The following is a 14,917-nucleotide window of genomic DNA, read 5'->3' on the forward strand; positions in this document are numbered from 1 at the left end:
CCACCGATGACCACCACCCTGCGGCCGACCGGGCCGCTTCAGCAGAGCCCCGACGGCACCCGTTCACGCTCGTACGACGTCTGCGTGAACAGCCGTCCCGTGGGCGTGGTCGAGCTCGGCACGATGCCCGGTTTCGGGCCCGCGATCGGCGTGATCCGCTCGCTGGACATCGACGAGCCGGACCGCGGCCGGGGGCGCGGGACCGTGGCCGCGCTCGCCGCCGAGGAGGTCCTGCGGGGCTGGGGCTGCCGCCAGGTCCAGATCTCGGTGCCGGCCGATGCGGCGGTCGCGCTGCGGATGGCGGACGCCCTCGGCTACACCGAGCGCAGCCGCAACATGGCCAAGCGGCTCGGGGGGCCGGCGCCCGCCCTGCCCGAGGGGGTGACGCTGCGGCCCATGACCGCGGCCGAGTTCGAGGACTGGCACGCCACGGCCCGGGAGACGTTCGCCCGCCAGTGGATCGCCCGCGGCGTACCCGAAGCGGCAGCCCGGGCGAAGTCGGAGGCGAGCCACCGGGAGGCCCTGCCGGACGGCCTCGCCACCGAAGGCGCCGCCTTCCACGTCGTCGTCCAGGACGGCGAGGTCGTCGGCCGTCTGTGGACCGGGCAGCGGGAGACGGCGCCCGGAGTGCTGGAGGCGTACGTGTACGACGTCGAGGTCGCCGGCGCCGCGCGCGGCAAGGGGTACGGCCGCGCGCTGATGCTCCTCGCCGAGCGGACCGCCCGCGACCGTGGCCTGGACGTGATCGCGCTCCACGTCTTCGCGGACAACACCCCGGCCCTGCGGCTGTACGAGTCGCTCGGCTACCGCACGACGCACATCAACAGCTTCAAGCACCTGCTGTAGGGGCCTGTCCGGTGGATCGGGCCGCGCGAGCAGAGACTCACTGGTTTCCGGACGGCCCGGCCAGGAGGCGGTCGGCGATCTCCTCGATGCGCCCGCGCAGCCCCTCCTGGCTCTTGCCGCCGTCCAGCCGCTCGCCGCCGATCACGTACGTGGGCGTGCCGGTGACGCCGATCGCCTGGCCCTCCGCCTGGTCGGCGTCGACGATCAGCAGGTGCCGGCCGTCGATCAGGGCCGTGTCGAACTCCTCCGCGTCCAGCCCCAGTTCCGCCGCCACCTCCAGGAGCACCGGCTCGCCCCTCGACGCCAGCTCCGCGGTCCTCGCCAGCACGGCCTCCGCGTACGCCCAGCCCTTGCCCTGCGCCACCGCCTCCTCGGCGGCCTGCGCCGCGGCGTAGGCGTGCCGGTGCTTCTCCAGCGGGAAGTGCCGCAGCCGCAGCTCCATCCGGTCGCCGTAACGGGCCCGGAGGGCCCGCACGTCGTCCAGGGCGGCGTGGCAGTCGGGGCACTGGAGCTCGCACCAGACGTCGAGGACGACGGGCTCGGTGGTGCGGTCGGGGGTGGAGTCACTCATGGGAGCAGTCTCCCAGGAGCGCGGCGGACACCCCAACCGGGCCGTGATCACCCCGGGGGACGAGGCCGTCCCGGAGATCTCCCTGAGGTTGCGCGGGCACCATGGCCGCCGCACCACCGCCCGGTGCAGGATGGAAGGGACGTATCGCCCCGCTCACGCCTGGAGGACCGGATGCTTGCCGAGACCATGTGCGCCGCTGTGGCCGCGGCGGGGCTGGGTGTCGCGGCCATCACCGCGTACCGCAAGCGGTTCCTCGCCGCCGCCCGGATCACCGCCTACGCGCTCGTGCCGCTCGGCCTGGTCATGACCGGGGCCGTGGAGTGGCTGGCCCGGACGGCCTTCAGTCCGGTGGCCTGGGCCGGTTTCGGTGTGCTCGGGGTGTCCTGGCTGCTGTTCATGACCACCCGGGCCGTCGAGCGGCGCCGGGCCGGCCGGACCGCGGGGCCGGACGCGGTCGCCCCGGCCGCACCGGCCCCCTCGCTGGGCGCGGGGGCCGGGGGAGCGGCGGGCGCCCGGAGCGGGCCGGCCGCGGGCCGGCCGGCGCGCGAGCAGAAGCGGGCGGCCGCCCCCGCCGACGACTTCAGCGACATCGAGGCCATCCTCAGGAAGCACGGGATCTGAGGGGGTACGGGGCCGCGGACCCCATTACCACACGCGGCGCCTGATCCGGTGAACCGGCGTCACCCTCAGGCGTGTTGCGCATCCCTTTGGGCGGTGTCCGGGCCGCCGTGTGCGCGATGATCGGCCTCGAGATGCTGGATACCTCGCGGGGGACCGACCCCGCCCCGACCGAGGAGCCGCGCGGCTGTCTGTTCGCGCTCTCCCAGCCCCCGTTGATGATCTTCCTCGGGGTGATCGGATGCCTGCTGCTGATGGCGGCCGTCCACGACCTGTTCCTGCTGTGAGCACGAGGGCTCAGTCGGACGTGGCCTCCTTGCGGCGGGCCCGGTACGCCGCCACATGCAGGCGGTTACCGCAGGTACGGCTGTCGCAGTAGCGGCGCGAGCGGTTGCGTGACAGATCGACGAACGCGCGCCCGCAGTCCGGGGCCTCGCAGCGGCGGAGCCGCTCCCGCTCGCCCGCGACCAGGATGAACGCGAGGGCCATGCCGCAGTCGGCGGCCAGGTGGTCGGCGACCGACGCGCCCGGCGCGAAGTAGTGCACGTGCCAGTCGTAGCCGTCGTGGTCGGTGAGCTGCGGCGTGGTGCCGGCCGCCGCCACCAGCTGGTTGATCAGCGCGGCGGCGGCGTGGGCGTCCGGCGCCGCGAAGACGTCGGTGAACCGTTTCCGTACGTCCTGCACCGCCTTCAGGTCCTGCGCGCCCAGCTCGCCGACGCCACTGACGTTGTGGCTCCGCACGAACCCGTACAGCGCCGCGACGTCCCCGAGCTCGTCGCCGCGGTCACCCTCCGGTGCGGTGTTCATCAGATCGACGACGGTGTCGAGGGCGATCCGGGTGTCGTGAGGGATCAGCACGCATTCGCTCCCTGGCCTGCTCCCGCGGGCGGGTGCCCGCCGCATGAGCGCAGACTCTAGCGGCTCCCGTACGGCGCAGCCCCGGGCGTCCCGGCCCCCTGGGCCCCGCCGGTGCCGGAGCGGCCGGTTCCGTGCGGGGGCGGCGGGGGGCCGGAACGCGACCGCGCCGTCACAGCGGTGGTTTCCGCGGTGACGGCGCAGGTGTCCGTGCCGGTGGCCGGTGGAGGGCCGTGTGGGGTTGTCCACGCGGCGCCGTCGCCCCGAGTTCGGACGGCGCCGTGCGGCTTGCGGGCCTGGCTCAGCGTGTGCCGGCTGGTCGGCCGGTCAGCTCTCGGCCAGGATGTGGGAGAGCTCCGTGTCGAGGTCGAAGTGTCGGTGCTCGGTGCCCGGAGGTACCGCGGCGTCGGTCCGCTTCAGGAACGACTCCAGGGCTCTCGCTGGGGCCTCGAGCAGGGCTTCGCCCTCCGGGGAGCTCAACGCGATGCAGACAACGCCTTGGCCGTGGCTGCGGGACGGCCAGACGCGGACGTCGCCGGTGCCGGTGGGGCGGTGCAGCCCCTCGGCGAGAAGGTCGCGGGCGAACACCCACTCGACCGTCTCCTCGGCTCCGGTGTGGAAGGTGGCGTGCACGGCATAGGGATCGGCCGTGTCATACCGCAGGCCCGCCGGTACAGGCAGTGAGGACTCGCTCGATACAACGAGGCGCAGGTGCAGCTCGCAGCTGACCGTGGTGTTCATAAGCGCCAGGGCCTTTCGCTCAGTGTGCGCTCGGGGATTCGCACGTCGGCGAAATCGACATGCCACCTACGGTGCCGTTGTAAACCCCTCTGTCTGTTTTGTGATGGATGAGGTAGCTCGTTCGGCGGGCTGTAACCGGTGGTTATACGTCCATTCCGGTGATGCGCTCCCGTCGGGTAGGTTGGGCCTCATGAACGCGGAGAGTGACGAGCGGGGGAGGGTCGCCGAGCCGGTGGTCCGCCGCCCCGCCACGGGGGACGTGACGGAGGAGGGTGCGGCCGGCGAGCAGGAGCTCGGCTCGCGCGCCCCCGACTTCATCAAGGCGCGGCGCACGCTGCACCTCAGCTGGCAGGTCGGCGTGTTCGTCGTCGGCCTCGCCGTGGTCGGGGCCGGTGTGGTGATGCTGCCGCTGCCGGGCCCCGGCTGGCTGGTGATCTTCGCCGGCATGGCGATCTGGGCCACCGAGTTCGTATGGGCACAGCTCGTGCTGCGCTGGACGAAGCGGAAGGTGACCGAGGCGGCGCAGCGGGCGCTGGATCCGAAGGTACGCAGGCGCAACATCATCCTCACGACGGTCGGACTGGTGATCGTCGCGGTCCTGGTCGGGATCTACGTGTGGAAGTACGGCATCGTCATGCCGTGGAAGATCGACCGCTGACGGCGGGGGGGCTCCTCCTCCCGCCCGCGGCGGGGGAGCCCTCCGACATGGGGTAATGTTTGCGGTGCGCCCGGGCGATTAGCTCAGTGGGAGAGCGCTTCGTTCACACCGAAGAGGTCACTGGTTCGAACCCAGTATCGCCCACCACCCGGATCGAAGGCCCGGAGACCGATCGGTCTCCGGGCCTTCGGCATGTCCGCCCCGGGGGCGTCAGCGCATCCGGCCGAGGGTCTCCCGCAGGCGGCGCGCGTCCCGCAGCCGCTGTTCGTACGTCGCGCCCGCCGCGAGCAGCAGCAGACCCGCCAGGGCCGGCGGCAGCCAGCGCGGCAGCGCACCCATGACCTGCACGATGTACGGGGCCAGCTCGTGCAGCGCGACCAGGCCGAGCACCGAGCCGCCCAGCACCAGCGGGGCCTGCAGCCGCCACCGGGCGCCCACCAGGGTCACTGCGAGCGCGCCCGCGCCGAGCAGCAGGGGCCGCGGCCAGTCCGGGTCGCCCCAGGCCGCCACCAGGCTCGGCACCAGCGCCGTGCCGAGCCCGGGGCCGTACGCCGCCCACGACGACGCCTCCGGGACGCGCCGCCTGCGCAGCACCCCCACCACGAGCGCCGGCACCGCCACCGGCAGCGCGTACGCCTCCGGGGCCGACACCTCCGAGACGGCCAGCCGGACCCAGGTCGCCGCCACGAACAGCGCCGTGGCCGCGTACCCCGCGGCGGGGCGGCGCTCCGGACGCAGGGCCGTGGCCGACGCGACGATCCCGCACAGCGCGAGCACGAGCGCCAGGTACGCGGGGCGGGCGACCGGGAGCGCCAGGGCCACCAGGGCGACGGCGGCACCGGCCGACTCGACCGGCAGCGCCACCGGGTGCCGCCGCAGCAGGGCCCCGGCGACCGCCGTCGCGGCCGGTACGCAGAGCAGCGCGAGGGCCGCGTGGTGCGCGGGCAGCGAGGCGAGCGCGGAGCCGGCCCCGGCACAGCCGGCCGCCGCGAGAACCCCGGTGCACGCCGCGACCGCCCGCACCGTGCCCCGGGCGAACGGCGCCGCGCCCGCGAACAGCGCGGCGACGACCCCCGGCACCACCACACCGGCCGGCCCCCTCCCGGCCACCGCCAGGGCCGCGCCGCCCGCGGACACCAGGGCGCAGACGAGGGCGACGTACCCCAGGACCTCCCGGTCGGCGGCCGGCACGGCACCGGTCGCCGGCCCGGCCTGCGCCTGGGGTGCGGGCAGCCCCCGCGTCAGGACCGCCGGGCGGACCATCAGGGACAGCAGCGCGGCCGTCAGCACGAGGTGGGACACCGCCGTCCCGGTGGACGGCAGCCCCAGGGCCGCCGGGAGGGACAGGGCCGCCGCCGTCGCGAGGGCCACCGCGCCCGAGCGCGCCTCCGCGCGGCGGGGCACCGCCAGGGCCGCGGCGACCGTCAGCAGCACCACCGGGACCGGCCACGGCACACCCTGGCCGGGCCGCACCAGGGCGGGCACCAGGAAGGCCGCCGCCCACACCACCGACAGCGCCTGGACCACCGCCGACGCGGCCAGCAGCCCCACCGCGGCTCCGCGCGGCACCGGCCCGCGGCGCGCAGCGGCCGCCACGGCGACCGCGCACAGCAGGTACCCCGGGACCGCCCACCCCTGCGGCAGCGCCTCCCGCGCCAGGCCGCCCGCCCCGGCCACCGCCAGCAGGCCCGCCGCGGAGGCGCACGCCACCGCCGCCGGTGCGTGCCAGGCCGCGTACAGCGCCAGGCCCGCCGCGGCCAGCAGCAGCGCGGCCGGACCGGCACCGCCCTCCACCAGCGACAGCCGGCCGCCCGACAGCACCGCCCAGGCACCCGCCGCGCACGCCGCGCCGCAGGCCACCCACCGGACCGCCGCCGCCGGCCGCGCCCACAGTGCGAGCGCCGTGCCGGCGGCCGCGGTCAGCAACGCCGCCCACGCCAGGGACAGCGCCCCCGCGTCGGCGGCCAGCGCGCCCAGCGGCAGCGGCAGTTGTCCGGCCACCACCGCGGCCGGCAGCGGCACCCGCAGCCGGCGCGCGCCCAGGCCGTACGCCGTCCACAGCGCGGCGAGCACCCCGGAGGCCACCGCCGCGTACCCCAGGCCCTCCGTCCCCGGCAGCGCCACCCGGTGCAGCGCGTAGGCGTCGAGCACCGTCAGCAGCAGACCCAGCGCCGCCACCGACTCGGCCGTCGACGCCAGCCCGCGCCGCAGCAGCGCGACCGGCGCCGCCAGCGCCGCGACCGTCACGGCACCCAGCACCGCCGCGCGGCCGCCGATGCCCAAGTGGCCCCAGCTCACCAGCGTGAAGGCGACTGCGGCCACCGCCAGCAGCAGCCCGCCCAGCGTGAGCAGGACGTTCTGCGCGCTGCGGGGGGTGGTCTCCCGGGCCGCGCGCGGCGGCGCGGAAGGGGTCGCCGGGTACAGCACGCCCAGCAGCCATGCCCTGCGGGCGAGCAACTGCGCACGGCGCGCGTCGAGTCGGGCCAGCTCGCGGTCGAGGAGCACCAGCTCCTGTGCGGGTGGAGGAACGTTTTCCATACCGGGAGTGTGGTCCGCGCCACAGCGCTCGGCATGGGTGCGCGTACTCAGATCGGTGTGAGTACGCCCCCGGCGGCGAGACTTCCTGCCATGGACTGGAGTCACTACCGCTTCCGCAGCGTCTGGAACCTGCCCGCCCCGCCGGCCGCCGTCTACGCGGTGCTGGCGGCGCCCGACGACTACCCGTGCTGGTGGCCCCAGGTGCGCGAGGCGGTCCGGCTCGACGAGCGCCGGGGCCGCATGCGCGTGCGGTCGGTCCTCCCGTACGACCTCCGGGTCACCGTCACCGCGCGCCGCGAGGACCCGGACGCGCGCGTGCTGGAGGTCGAGCTCGGCGGCGACCTCCAGGGCTGGGCCCGCTGGACCGTGGCCGCCGACGGGGCGCACGCCACCCGCGCCGTCTACGAACAGGAGGTGGACGTCCGCCGGCCCCTCCTGCGGCGTCTCGCCGTTCCCGCCCGCCCCTTCTTCCGCGTCAATCACGCGCTGATGATGCGTGCCGGGCGCCGGGCTCTGGCCGCCCGGCTGGCCGGGGCCTGAACGCGGTTTGAAGGAAACGCGCCCGGACCTGTATGGTTCAGTGCGTTCCCGGGCGATTAGCTCAGTGGGAGAGCGCTTCGTTCACACCGAAGAGGTCACTGGTTCGAACCCAGTATCGCCCACCGGGAAAAGCCGGTCCGTCATCGCACGGGCCGGCTTTTTGCTTCCCGTGGCGGCGTGTCACGCGGCGGCCGCCGGGACCCCCGGGCGCAGTGGCCACGCCGGATCCACCGCCTCGTCCGACCCGTTGCGCGCGAACCACGCCTGGAGCCCCCGGGCCTGCGCCGCGTGCCACACCGCCTGCAGGGTGTGCAGCTCCGCCGGCGACAGCCGCTCCAGCCGCGTCGCGAACCGCTGCCCCACGGCCCGTACGACTTCCAGCGCCGCCGTCGCGTCGGCCGCGGCGTCGTGCGCGCCCTCCAGGGCGACCCCGTAGTGCGCGCACAGGTCCGTCAGCGTGCGCCGGCCCTTCCTGTACCGGTCCACGTGCTTGTCCAGGACGCGCGGATCCAGCACGCACAGCGGCACGTTCTGCAGGTAGCGGTCGAGCGACGAAGCCCGGTGGCGGCGCAGCTCCCGGTCGAGCAGCGTCAGGTCGAACGGCGCGTTCATCACCACCAGCGGGCGCCCCGCCGCGCAGTGCTCCGCCAGCGTCCGGCCTATCTCCTCCATCACGGGCGCCGGCCAGCGCCCGTTGCGCTGGAGGTGATCGTCCGTCAGGCCGTGGACCTCCGTCGCGGCCGGCGGTACCGGTATGCCCGGATTGACCAGCCAGCGGGTGGTCCGGACCCGCCCTCCCGCGGCGTCCTGGACGACGACGGCGGCCGACACGATGCGGTCCTGCTCGACGTCGATTCCGGTGGTTTCCGTGTCGAATGCGGCCAGGGGCCCCTCGAACCAGAGCGTCATACCCCGAACTCCTCGCACATGCCCGGCAGATGGCGTGATCCCCTGCCCGAAACGGTGATACCCGCGCCGTTTGCCCCGTACGCAACGTGGTGACAACACAGGTGAGGGACTGTCCAACTGACGCCCCGTCGTCGCCCGGAAGGCATGAGGAGCCATGGCGCTCGCGCAGCCCGAACCTGGGGGCACCTCCCGCGCCGACGGCCGCGGGGGAGGGCTGCTGCCCCAGCAACTCGCACCGCTGCGGGGCGGACTGGCCACCACCGCCTGCATGGAGACCCTCCAAGTGGGTTACCTCCACGCGGTCGCGGCCGCCGCGGGCTGCTCGCTCTCCCAGCCCTTTCCGGACAACGGCATCGACTGGCACGTCAGCCACAGCGCGCCGGGACACGTGGTCGACGACGAGGTCACCATCAAGGTGCAGCTCAAGGCCACGTACCAGCTCCCCCCGCACCCCCCGGGGCCCGCGTTCTCCTTCACCCTCGACAACGACCACCTGGTGAAACTCGCCCGGACCCCCGTCTCGGTGCACAAGATCCTGGTCGTGATGATCGTCCCCAGAGCGCGGGATGACTGGCTGCGCGCCGGCCACGACCGCCTCGACCTGAGGCACTGCTGCTACTGGACCAACCTCGCGGGCCACCCGGTCACCGGCAGGCGCCGCACCACCGTGCGCATCCCCACGACGCGGATCTTCGACGACCGGGCGCTCTGCGAGATCATGACCCGGGTCGGGGCGGGAGGAAGACCCTGATGCACCGGCCGAGCGACGAGCCCCTGCGGCCCCACCCCAGCCCCCCGACCGGCCCCCCGCCCCCGTGGAAGGGCGCCGCCCCCGACCCCGCCCACGTCGACCCGCTCGTCCTCGGCGCGCTGCTGGGCCGGCACGGCTGGCGCCGGCGCGGCGGCGCGGCCGGGCGCTACAGCCGCTGGACCCCGCCGGGCCCGGGCACCGCCCCCATCAGCCTCCTCGTCCCCGAGAGCCGTGCCTTCCCCGACAGCGAGGACCTGCTCGGGGAAGCGCTCACCGCGCTCGCCCGCTGCCCCGCGCCCTCCGCCCGCGAGGTGCTCGTCGGCCTGACGGTGCCCAGCGACGAGATCCGCTGGTGGCGCGACGTCCCCCCGGGCCCCTCGGGCACCGCCACCTGGACCGCGGAGGACCACCTGCGCTCCGCCGCCCGCCAGGTCCTGCTCGCCGGCGCCCTCGCGGTGCGCGGCCGTGCCGGCTACCACGGCGCACGGCACCGGCGGCAGGCCCAGGCCCTCCTGGACGGTGTGCTCGTCGCGGCGGCGCCGGGCGGGCGCGGGCTGACGGCGTTCGTTCCCGTCGAACCGGGCAGGCCCGTCACCGCCCGCCTCTACCACGCCCTGTACGCCACCCGGGAGGCCGTCGACTACCGGCGGGCCACCGGCCGCCACGAGGCCTTCGACGCCGCCGTCGAAGCGGGCGTGAGCCGCGAGCTCACCGAGGCGCTGGTCACCCTCGTACGCGGCTGCGAAGGCGCCCGGATCGCCCTGGAGTGGGCCCCGGCCGCGGGCGTGCCCGAGGGGTGCGCCGCCCGGCCCGAACCGGTGGAGTTCTCGCCGGGCGACCTGCCCGCGCTGCGCGAGGCCGGGGCGCGCTACCTCCGGGACGAGCCGTCCGTCCCCGTCCGGATCACCGGCGCGGTCGTACGGATGCGGCGGTCCGGGCCGCGCGGCGCCGGCACCGTGCGGCTGCGGGTGCTGGCGGGCGCCGAGGTGCCGCACGTACGGGTGGCGCTGGACGAGGACGCGTACCGCACGGCCGGGCAGGCCCACCTGCTCGGGCTGCCCGTCCAGGTCACGGGGCGGCTGGAGAGCCGGGGTGGCTTCCGGCGGCTGACCGACGCCTGCGAAGTGGCACCGGTGCAGGTGGACGAGGAGGAACGGGACCGGCTGATGAAGTCGCTCCAGGAGAACCTCGGCTGCTTCGGGGAGGGCGGCGGGCCCGGCTGCTGACCGCCCGGACGGCGCGGACGAGGGGAAACCGTTTCGCGGGCCGAGGCGGTCGCTCGGTACCATGCGGTACGGCGCGCGCGATACGACTGCGGCGCTTCCCCTTCAGGCAGGAGAGACCGGTGTCAGACGTCCGTGTGATCATCCAACGCGATTCCGAGCGGGAAGAGCGCGTGGTGACGACGGGCACTACCGCCGCCGACCTCTTCGCCGGTGACCGCACCATCGTGGCGGCGCGCGTCGCGGGCGAGCTCAAGGACCTCGCGTACGAGATCCAGGACGGCGAGACCGTCGAGCCGGTCGAGATCTCCTCCGAGGACGGCCTGAACATCCTGCGGCACTCCACCGCGCACGTCATGGCGCAGGCCGTGCAGGAGCTCTTCCCCGAGGCCAAGCTGGGCATCGGCCCGCCGGTCAAGGACGGCTTCTACTACGACTTCGACGTCGAGCGCCCCTTCACGCCCGATGACCTCAAGGCCATCGAGAAGAAGATGCAGGAGATCCAGAAGCGCGGCCAGCGCTTCTCGCGCCGCGTCGTCACCGACGAGGCCGCCCGCGAGGAGCTGGCGAACGAGCCGTACAAGCTGGAGCTCATCGGGATCAAGGGCGCCGCGTCCAGCGACGACGGCGCGGACGTCGAGGTGGGCGGCGGCGAGCTGACCATCTACGACAACCTCGACGCCAAGACCGGCGAGCTGTGCTGGAAGGACCTCTGCCGGGGTCCGCACCTGCCCACCACCCGGAACATCCCGGCGTTCAAGCTGATGCGCAACGCCGCCGCGTACTGGCGCGGCAGCGAGAAGAACCCGATGCTCCAGCGCATCTACGGCACCGCGTGGCCGTCCAAGGACGAGCTCAAGGCGCACCTGGACTTCCTCGCCGAGGCCGAGAAGCGCGACCACCGCCGCCTGGGCACCGAGCTGGACCTGTTCTCCATCCCGGACCAGATCGGCTCCGGCCTCGCGGTCTTCCACCCCAAGGGCGGCATCATCCGCCGGGTCATGGAGGACTACTCGCGCCGCCGGCACGAGGAGGAGGGGTACGAGTTCGTCTACACCCCGCACGCCACCAAGGGCCGCCTCTTCGAGACCTCCGGTCACCTCGACTGGTACGCCGAGGGCATGTACCCGCCCATGCAGCTCGACGAGGGCGTGGACTACTACCTCAAGCCCATGAACTGCCCGATGCACAACCTGATCTTCGACGCGCGCGGGCGGTCCTACCGGGAGCTGCCGCTGCGCCTGTTCGAGTTCGGCACGGTGTACCGGTACGAGAAGTCGGGCGTCGTGCACGGCCTGACCCGCGCCCGCGGCTTCACCCAGGACGACGCGCACATCTACTGCACCAAGGAGCAGATGGCGGAGGAGCTCGACAAGACGCTCACCTTCGTCCTGAACCTGCTGCGCGACTACGGCCTGACCGACTTCTACCTGGAGCTGTCCACCAAGGACCCGGAGAAGTTCGTCGGCTCGGACGAGATCTGGGAAGAGGCCACCGAGACCCTGCGGCAGGTGGCCGAGAAGCAGGGCCTCCCGCTCACCCCCGACCCGGGCGGCGCGGCCTTCTACGGCCCGAAGATCTCCGTCCAGGCCAAGGACGCGATCGGCCGGACCTGGCAGATGTCCACCATCCAGCTCGACTTCAACCTGCCGGAGCGCTTCAACCTGGAGTACACCGCGCCCGACGGCTCCCGCCAGCGGCCGGTCATGATCCACCGCGCCCTGTTCGGCTCCATCGAGCGCTTCTTCGCGGTGCTGCTGGAGCACTACGCCGGCGCCATGCCGCCGTGGCTGGCCCCGGTGCAGGCCGTCGGCATCCCGATCGGCGACGCGCACGTGCCGTACCTGCAGGAGTTCGCCGCCGAGGCGAAGAGGAAGGGTCTGCGGGTCGAGGTGGACGCCTCCTCGGACCGCATGCAGAAGAAGATCCGCAACCACCAGAAGCTCAAGGTGCCGTTCATGGTCATCGTCGGCGACGACGACATGAACGCGGGCACGGTCTCCTTCCGCTACCGCGACGGCTCCCAGGAGAACGGCATCCCCAAGGACGAGGCCCTCGCCAAGCTGGCCGACGTCGTGGAGCGCCGCGTCCAGGTGTGACCCGGGCGTGACACACGCCGCAGGCGAGGGGCGGTCCCGGACAGGGGCCGCCCCTCGCCGCTCCGGCTGTAACCGGCAGCGAATATGCTGGCCCGCATGACGACTGAGCCGGAGCAGCAGATCGGAGTCGGGACGCCCGACGCGTTCCAGCGACTGTGGACGCCCCATCGGATGGCGTACATCCAGGGGGAGAACAAGCCGACCGGCCCCGGTGCCGACGACGGCTGTCCGTTCTGCACCATCCCGGCGAAGTCCGACGTGGACGGCCTGGTCGTCGCCCGCGGGAAGACGGTGTACGCGGTGCTCAACCTGTACCCCTACAACGGCGGCCACCTCATGGTGGTGCCGTTCCGGCACGTCGCCGACTACACGGAGCTGGACGAGGCCGAGACCGCCGAGCTCGCGCTGCTCACCAAGCAGGCGATGACCGCGCTGCGCACCGCCTCCGGGGCGCACGGGTTCAACATCGGCATCAACCAGGGCGGGGCCGCCGGCGCCGGGATCGCCGCCCATCTGCACCAGCACATCGTGCCGCGCTGGGGCGGTGACACCAACTTCATGCCGGTCGTCGGCCACACCAAGGTGCTGCCGCAACTCCTTGCCGACACCCGGCAGATGCTCGCCGACGCCTGGCCCGCCACCACCTAGGCGCCTCTCCGCGCCCGGCCCGTGACCGCTCGGGGCCCGCTCCCTCGGAGCGGGCCCCGGACGTGCTGATCACGCGTCGTACACGTCCGCCTTCTTCGGCATCGGGTCCTGCACGAGGCCGCTGAGCACCATCGAGCGGTTGGTGAACCGCTCCGTGTCCACCCCGTGCTCGTCGAGCATCTTGATCGTGGCGGTATGGACGGCCCGCAGCACGGGCGTCGCCGCGCGGATGGCGTCGTCGGCCATGAAGCGGTGGCGCCAGGGCTGCGCCGCCCACGCGTGCCGCAGACCGAACGGCTCGGGCAGGACCAGCTTGCCGCCGAGGAAGTCCAGGACCGGCGGGAACCAGGTCAGTGGGGCCCGGACGGCCAGCCGCACCACCTCGTCGTTGTCGATCAGCGGCAGCATGATCTCCTTGGTCTCCCAGAACCTGACGGTCTTGGAGACCTCCTTCTTCTTCGGCTCCGGCTTCGTCGTGAAGAGCGAGTGCACGGGGCCCAGCGCATGACCGGTCACCTCGATGCGCAGCGTGTGCAGGAGGGCCGTGACGGTGACCATCATGGTGAGGACCAGCTGGCCGTCCCAGAGCACGAACTGCACGCCCAGGTAGTGCCGGTTGCCCTTGCCGAACTGGTTCTCGTTGCAGACGCGCTGTATCTCGTGCGGCTTGACCTGGTAGGCGACGATGTCCTCGCCCTCCGGCCTGGCCACCTCCTTGGCGCCCTCGCCGACGGGGATGACGATCCAGTGCTTCACGGACGGCGCCGGGAAGCCGGTCTTGAGGGTGCCGCGTTCCAGCAGCTTGAGCTGGTCGTGAATGGGCCGGATCACGTCCCAGGTGCGGAAGGCGTGGATCTCCTTGCCCTCCTTGGGCACGAGCTCCTCGGCGAGGTGCCAGCTGCCCCAGCGCGTTCCCATGCCGAGTATGCCCTTGGGGCCGGCGTAGAAGACGACGTTGGAGCGCTGCTCGGCGGTCAGCTTCTCCAGGGACTGGCGCAGCTCCTCGGCGGCCGTCTCGTTGGGGTCCTGGGGCACGGCCTCGGGGATCTTGGGGCCGACGCCGCCGCCACCGCTGAGGAGGGAGTCCCAGCGCGCCCGCAGGTCCTTGGCGGTGGACTCGCACACCCGCTTGGCGAGGAACCAGCCGATGACGGGGGCGACGATCATGACCCGCAGGTAGATCGCCAGGAAGCCGCCGAACGGCAGCCGGAACAGGAACAGCAGGGCGAGGATCCCGACCGCGACGAGCAGCGCGGCGCCGAGGGCACCGGAGCGCTTCTTTTCGGCCGAGCCGGCCAGGGTCCGGCGCAGCTGGAAGACGGCCATCCACAGGAGCATGCCGGGCAGGAAGACGACACCGAAGACGAGTGTGATGAGGGTGAGGAGCTTGTCGCGCTGCTTGCGGATGTTGGTGGCGGCCAGGCAGTGCTCGACGACGGGCTGGGGCTCGGTGCCGAACGACTGGATCAGGGGCTTGCGGGCCCCGCCCAGCATCCGGACCTGCACGGCCCGGGAGAACGCCTCACCTAGGTTCGGCTCGAACAGCGAGAACTTGCCCTTCTTGACCGTCGACTCGTGCCACTCGTTGTTGGCGTCGAGGATCTTCTCCACGCGATCGTCGCGGTACGCGGCGGAGGCGAGCGCATGCGTCGCCACCGTCTGTCCGTCCGAGCCCTGGAGCGGGACCTGTGCCCCGGGGCCGAAGAAACCGTCCATCGTCACTGCCGCCGCCCCCATTGCCGCGTGTACCGCCTGCCGCCTGCGCGTCCGTCCGCTCTGCGGCCTTCCCAACCACCGCGCCCCGCACACCTGGTGACCCGGGCCGGGCTGGGGCACTCCAGCGTATCGGGGGCGGGCGCGGTGCGCCCCCGGACGGCCGAATGCCGTCCGCCGCGCCGTGGCGGGCCGGACGGCACCCGG

General features: G+C 73.5%; 15 protein-coding genes and 2 tRNA genes. 11 read left to right on the forward strand and 6 right to left on the reverse strand.

Annotated elements, in window-relative coordinates; translation table 11 throughout:
* Nucleotides 1–6: 6 nt before the first annotated feature.
* Nucleotides 7–846, forward strand: coding sequence for a GNAT family N-acetyltransferase (locus ACIA79_RS30710; RefSeq protein ID WP_399431667.1), 840 nt, complete (start codon nucleotides 7–9; stop codon nucleotides 844–846).
* A gap of 37 nt (nucleotides 847–883) precedes the next feature.
* On the opposite strand, the gene ACIA79_RS30715 is transcribed toward ACIA79_RS30710, so the two are convergent.
* Nucleotides 884–1,417, reverse strand: coding sequence for a DsbA family protein (locus ACIA79_RS30715; RefSeq protein WP_399431668.1), 534 nt, complete (start codon nucleotides 1,415–1,417; stop codon nucleotides 884–886).
* A 171-nt stretch (nucleotides 1,418–1,588) separates the two neighbouring features.
* On the opposite strand from ACIA79_RS30715, the gene ACIA79_RS30720 reads away from it, so the two are divergent.
* Together ACIA79_RS30720 and ACIA79_RS30725 are read left to right on the forward strand one after the other, a co-directional pair.
* Nucleotides 1,589–2,038, forward strand: coding sequence for a hypothetical protein (locus tag ACIA79_RS30720; RefSeq protein ID WP_399431669.1), 450 nt, complete (start codon nucleotides 1,589–1,591; stop codon nucleotides 2,036–2,038).
* 74 nt (nucleotides 2,039–2,112) lie between these two features.
* Entirely contained in the window at nucleotides 2,113–2,322 is a 210-nt protein-coding gene (locus ACIA79_RS30725; protein WP_399431724.1) for a hypothetical protein, read from the forward strand.
* A 10-nt stretch (nucleotides 2,323–2,332) separates the two neighbouring features.
* On the opposite strand, the gene ACIA79_RS30730 is transcribed toward ACIA79_RS30725, so the two are convergent.
* Together ACIA79_RS30730 and ACIA79_RS30735 are read right to left on the reverse strand one after the other, a co-directional pair.
* Complete coding sequence (locus ACIA79_RS30730) at nucleotides 2,333–2,893, reverse strand: CGNR zinc finger domain-containing protein (protein ID WP_399431670.1); 561 nt, start codon at nucleotides 2,891–2,893, stop codon at nucleotides 2,333–2,335.
* Nucleotides 2,894–3,217: 324 nt separating this feature from the next.
* Nucleotides 3,218–3,631 carry an SsgA family sporulation/cell division regulator gene (locus tag ACIA79_RS30735; RefSeq protein WP_003959770.1) on the reverse strand — a complete coding sequence of 138 codons (414 nt, stop codon included), beginning with the start codon at nucleotides 3,629–3,631 and terminating at the stop codon, nucleotides 3,218–3,220.
* 190 nt (nucleotides 3,632–3,821) lie between these two features.
* On the opposite strand from ACIA79_RS30735, the gene ACIA79_RS30740 reads away from it, so the two are divergent.
* Complete coding sequence (locus ACIA79_RS30740) at nucleotides 3,822–4,289, forward strand: TIGR02611 family protein (protein ID WP_399431671.1); 468 nt, start codon at nucleotides 3,822–3,824, stop codon at nucleotides 4,287–4,289.
* Nucleotides 4,290–4,361: 72 nt separating this feature from the next.
* A tRNA-Val gene (locus ACIA79_RS30745) sits at nucleotides 4,362–4,436 on the forward strand.
* Between the two features lie 63 nt (nucleotides 4,437–4,499).
* Here the strand turns inward: ACIA79_RS30745 and ACIA79_RS30750 are convergent.
* Complete coding sequence (locus ACIA79_RS30750) at nucleotides 4,500–6,827, reverse strand: SCO7613 C-terminal domain-containing membrane protein (RefSeq protein WP_399431672.1); 2,328 nt, start codon at nucleotides 6,825–6,827, stop codon at nucleotides 4,500–4,502.
* A 90-nt stretch (nucleotides 6,828–6,917) separates the two neighbouring features.
* On the opposite strand from ACIA79_RS30750, the gene ACIA79_RS30755 reads away from it, so the two are divergent.
* Together ACIA79_RS30755 and ACIA79_RS30760 are read left to right on the forward strand one after the other, a co-directional pair.
* Nucleotides 6,918–7,367 carry an SRPBCC family protein gene (locus tag ACIA79_RS30755; RefSeq protein WP_399431673.1) on the forward strand — a complete coding sequence of 150 codons (450 nt, stop codon included), beginning with the start codon at nucleotides 6,918–6,920 and terminating at the stop codon, nucleotides 7,365–7,367.
* A gap of 50 nt (nucleotides 7,368–7,417) precedes the next feature.
* Nucleotides 7,418–7,489, forward strand: a tRNA-Val gene (locus ACIA79_RS30760).
* 58 nt (nucleotides 7,490–7,547) lie between these two features.
* Here the strand turns inward: ACIA79_RS30760 and ACIA79_RS30765 are convergent.
* Nucleotides 7,548–8,276 (reverse strand): 3'-5' exonuclease, encoded by a 729-nt coding sequence (locus ACIA79_RS30765; protein ID WP_399431674.1) that lies wholly within the window; start codon nucleotides 8,274–8,276, stop codon nucleotides 7,548–7,550.
* Nucleotides 8,277–8,430: 154 nt separating this feature from the next.
* Between ACIA79_RS30765 and ACIA79_RS30770 the strand changes: the two genes are divergently transcribed.
* From ACIA79_RS30770 to ACIA79_RS30785, 4 genes are all read left to right on the forward strand, one after another.
* The gene (locus ACIA79_RS30770; protein ID WP_399431675.1) at nucleotides 8,431–9,027 is read left to right on the forward strand and encodes a DUF4365 domain-containing protein; all 597 of its coding nucleotides are present in this window, start codon (nucleotides 8,431–8,433) and stop codon (nucleotides 9,025–9,027) included.
* On the forward strand, nucleotides 9,027–10,253 hold the full coding sequence (locus ACIA79_RS30775; RefSeq protein WP_399431676.1) for a hypothetical protein: 1,227 nt from the start codon (nucleotides 9,027–9,029) through the stop codon (nucleotides 10,251–10,253). Before ACIA79_RS30770 ends, ACIA79_RS30775 begins: the two co-directional genes overlap by 1 nt.
* Before the next feature lie 119 nt (nucleotides 10,254–10,372).
* Nucleotides 10,373–12,349, forward strand: a complete 1,977-nt coding sequence (gene thrS, locus ACIA79_RS30780) for a threonine--tRNA ligase (protein WP_399431677.1) — start codon at nucleotides 10,373–10,375, stop codon at nucleotides 12,347–12,349.
* An 84-nt stretch (nucleotides 12,350–12,433) separates the two neighbouring features.
* Nucleotides 12,434–12,997, forward strand: coding sequence for an HIT family protein (locus ACIA79_RS30785; RefSeq protein ID WP_399431678.1), 564 nt, complete (start codon nucleotides 12,434–12,436; stop codon nucleotides 12,995–12,997).
* A gap of 69 nt (nucleotides 12,998–13,066) precedes the next feature.
* On the opposite strand, the gene ACIA79_RS30790 is transcribed toward ACIA79_RS30785, so the two are convergent.
* Entirely contained in the window at nucleotides 13,067–14,713 is a 1,647-nt protein-coding gene (locus ACIA79_RS30790) for a hypothetical protein (protein WP_399431721.1), read from the reverse strand.
* Between the last annotated feature and the right edge of the window lie 204 nt (nucleotides 14,714–14,917).

The organism is Streptomyces sp. NPDC051310 (assembly GCF_044455245.1).
Taxonomy (GTDB): Bacteria; Actinomycetota; Actinomycetes; order Streptomycetales; family Streptomycetaceae; genus Streptomyces.

What these genes read in the sequence shown, in the direction of transcription:
- ACIA79_RS30790 (WP_399431721.1), bottom strand. Translation starts at nt 14,713, where the DNA reads ATGGACGGTTTCTTCGGCCCCGGGGCACAGGTCCCGCTCCAGGGCTCG.
- ACIA79_RS30770 (WP_399431675.1), top strand. Translation starts at nt 8,431, where the DNA reads ATGGCGCTCGCGCAGCCCGAACCTGGGGGCACCTCCCGCGCCGACGGC.
- ACIA79_RS30765 (WP_399431674.1), bottom strand. Translation starts at nt 8,276, where the DNA reads ATGACGCTCTGGTTCGAGGGGCCCCTGGCCGCATTCGACACGGAAACC.
- ACIA79_RS30720 (WP_399431669.1), top strand. Translation starts at nt 1,589, where the DNA reads ATGCTTGCCGAGACCATGTGCGCCGCTGTGGCCGCGGCGGGGCTGGGT.
- ACIA79_RS30755 (WP_399431673.1), top strand. Translation starts at nt 6,918, where the DNA reads ATGGACTGGAGTCACTACCGCTTCCGCAGCGTCTGGAACCTGCCCGCC.
- ACIA79_RS30735 (WP_003959770.1), bottom strand. Translation starts at nt 3,631, where the DNA reads ATGAACACCACGGTCAGCTGCGAGCTGCACCTGCGCCTCGTTGTATCG.
- ACIA79_RS30785 (WP_399431678.1), top strand. Translation starts at nt 12,434, where the DNA reads ATGCTGGCCCGCATGACGACTGAGCCGGAGCAGCAGATCGGAGTCGGG.
- ACIA79_RS30710 (WP_399431667.1), top strand. Translation starts at nt 7, where the DNA reads ATGACCACCACCCTGCGGCCGACCGGGCCGCTTCAGCAGAGCCCCGAC.
- ACIA79_RS30775 (WP_399431676.1), top strand. Translation starts at nt 9,027, where the DNA reads ATGCACCGGCCGAGCGACGAGCCCCTGCGGCCCCACCCCAGCCCCCCG.
- ACIA79_RS30750 (WP_399431672.1), bottom strand. Translation starts at nt 6,827, where the DNA reads ATGGAAAACGTTCCTCCACCCGCACAGGAGCTGGTGCTCCTCGACCGC.
- ACIA79_RS30740 (WP_399431671.1), top strand. Translation starts at nt 3,822, where the DNA reads ATGAACGCGGAGAGTGACGAGCGGGGGAGGGTCGCCGAGCCGGTGGTC.
- ACIA79_RS30715 (WP_399431668.1), bottom strand. Translation starts at nt 1,417, where the DNA reads ATGAGTGACTCCACCCCCGACCGCACCACCGAGCCCGTCGTCCTCGAC.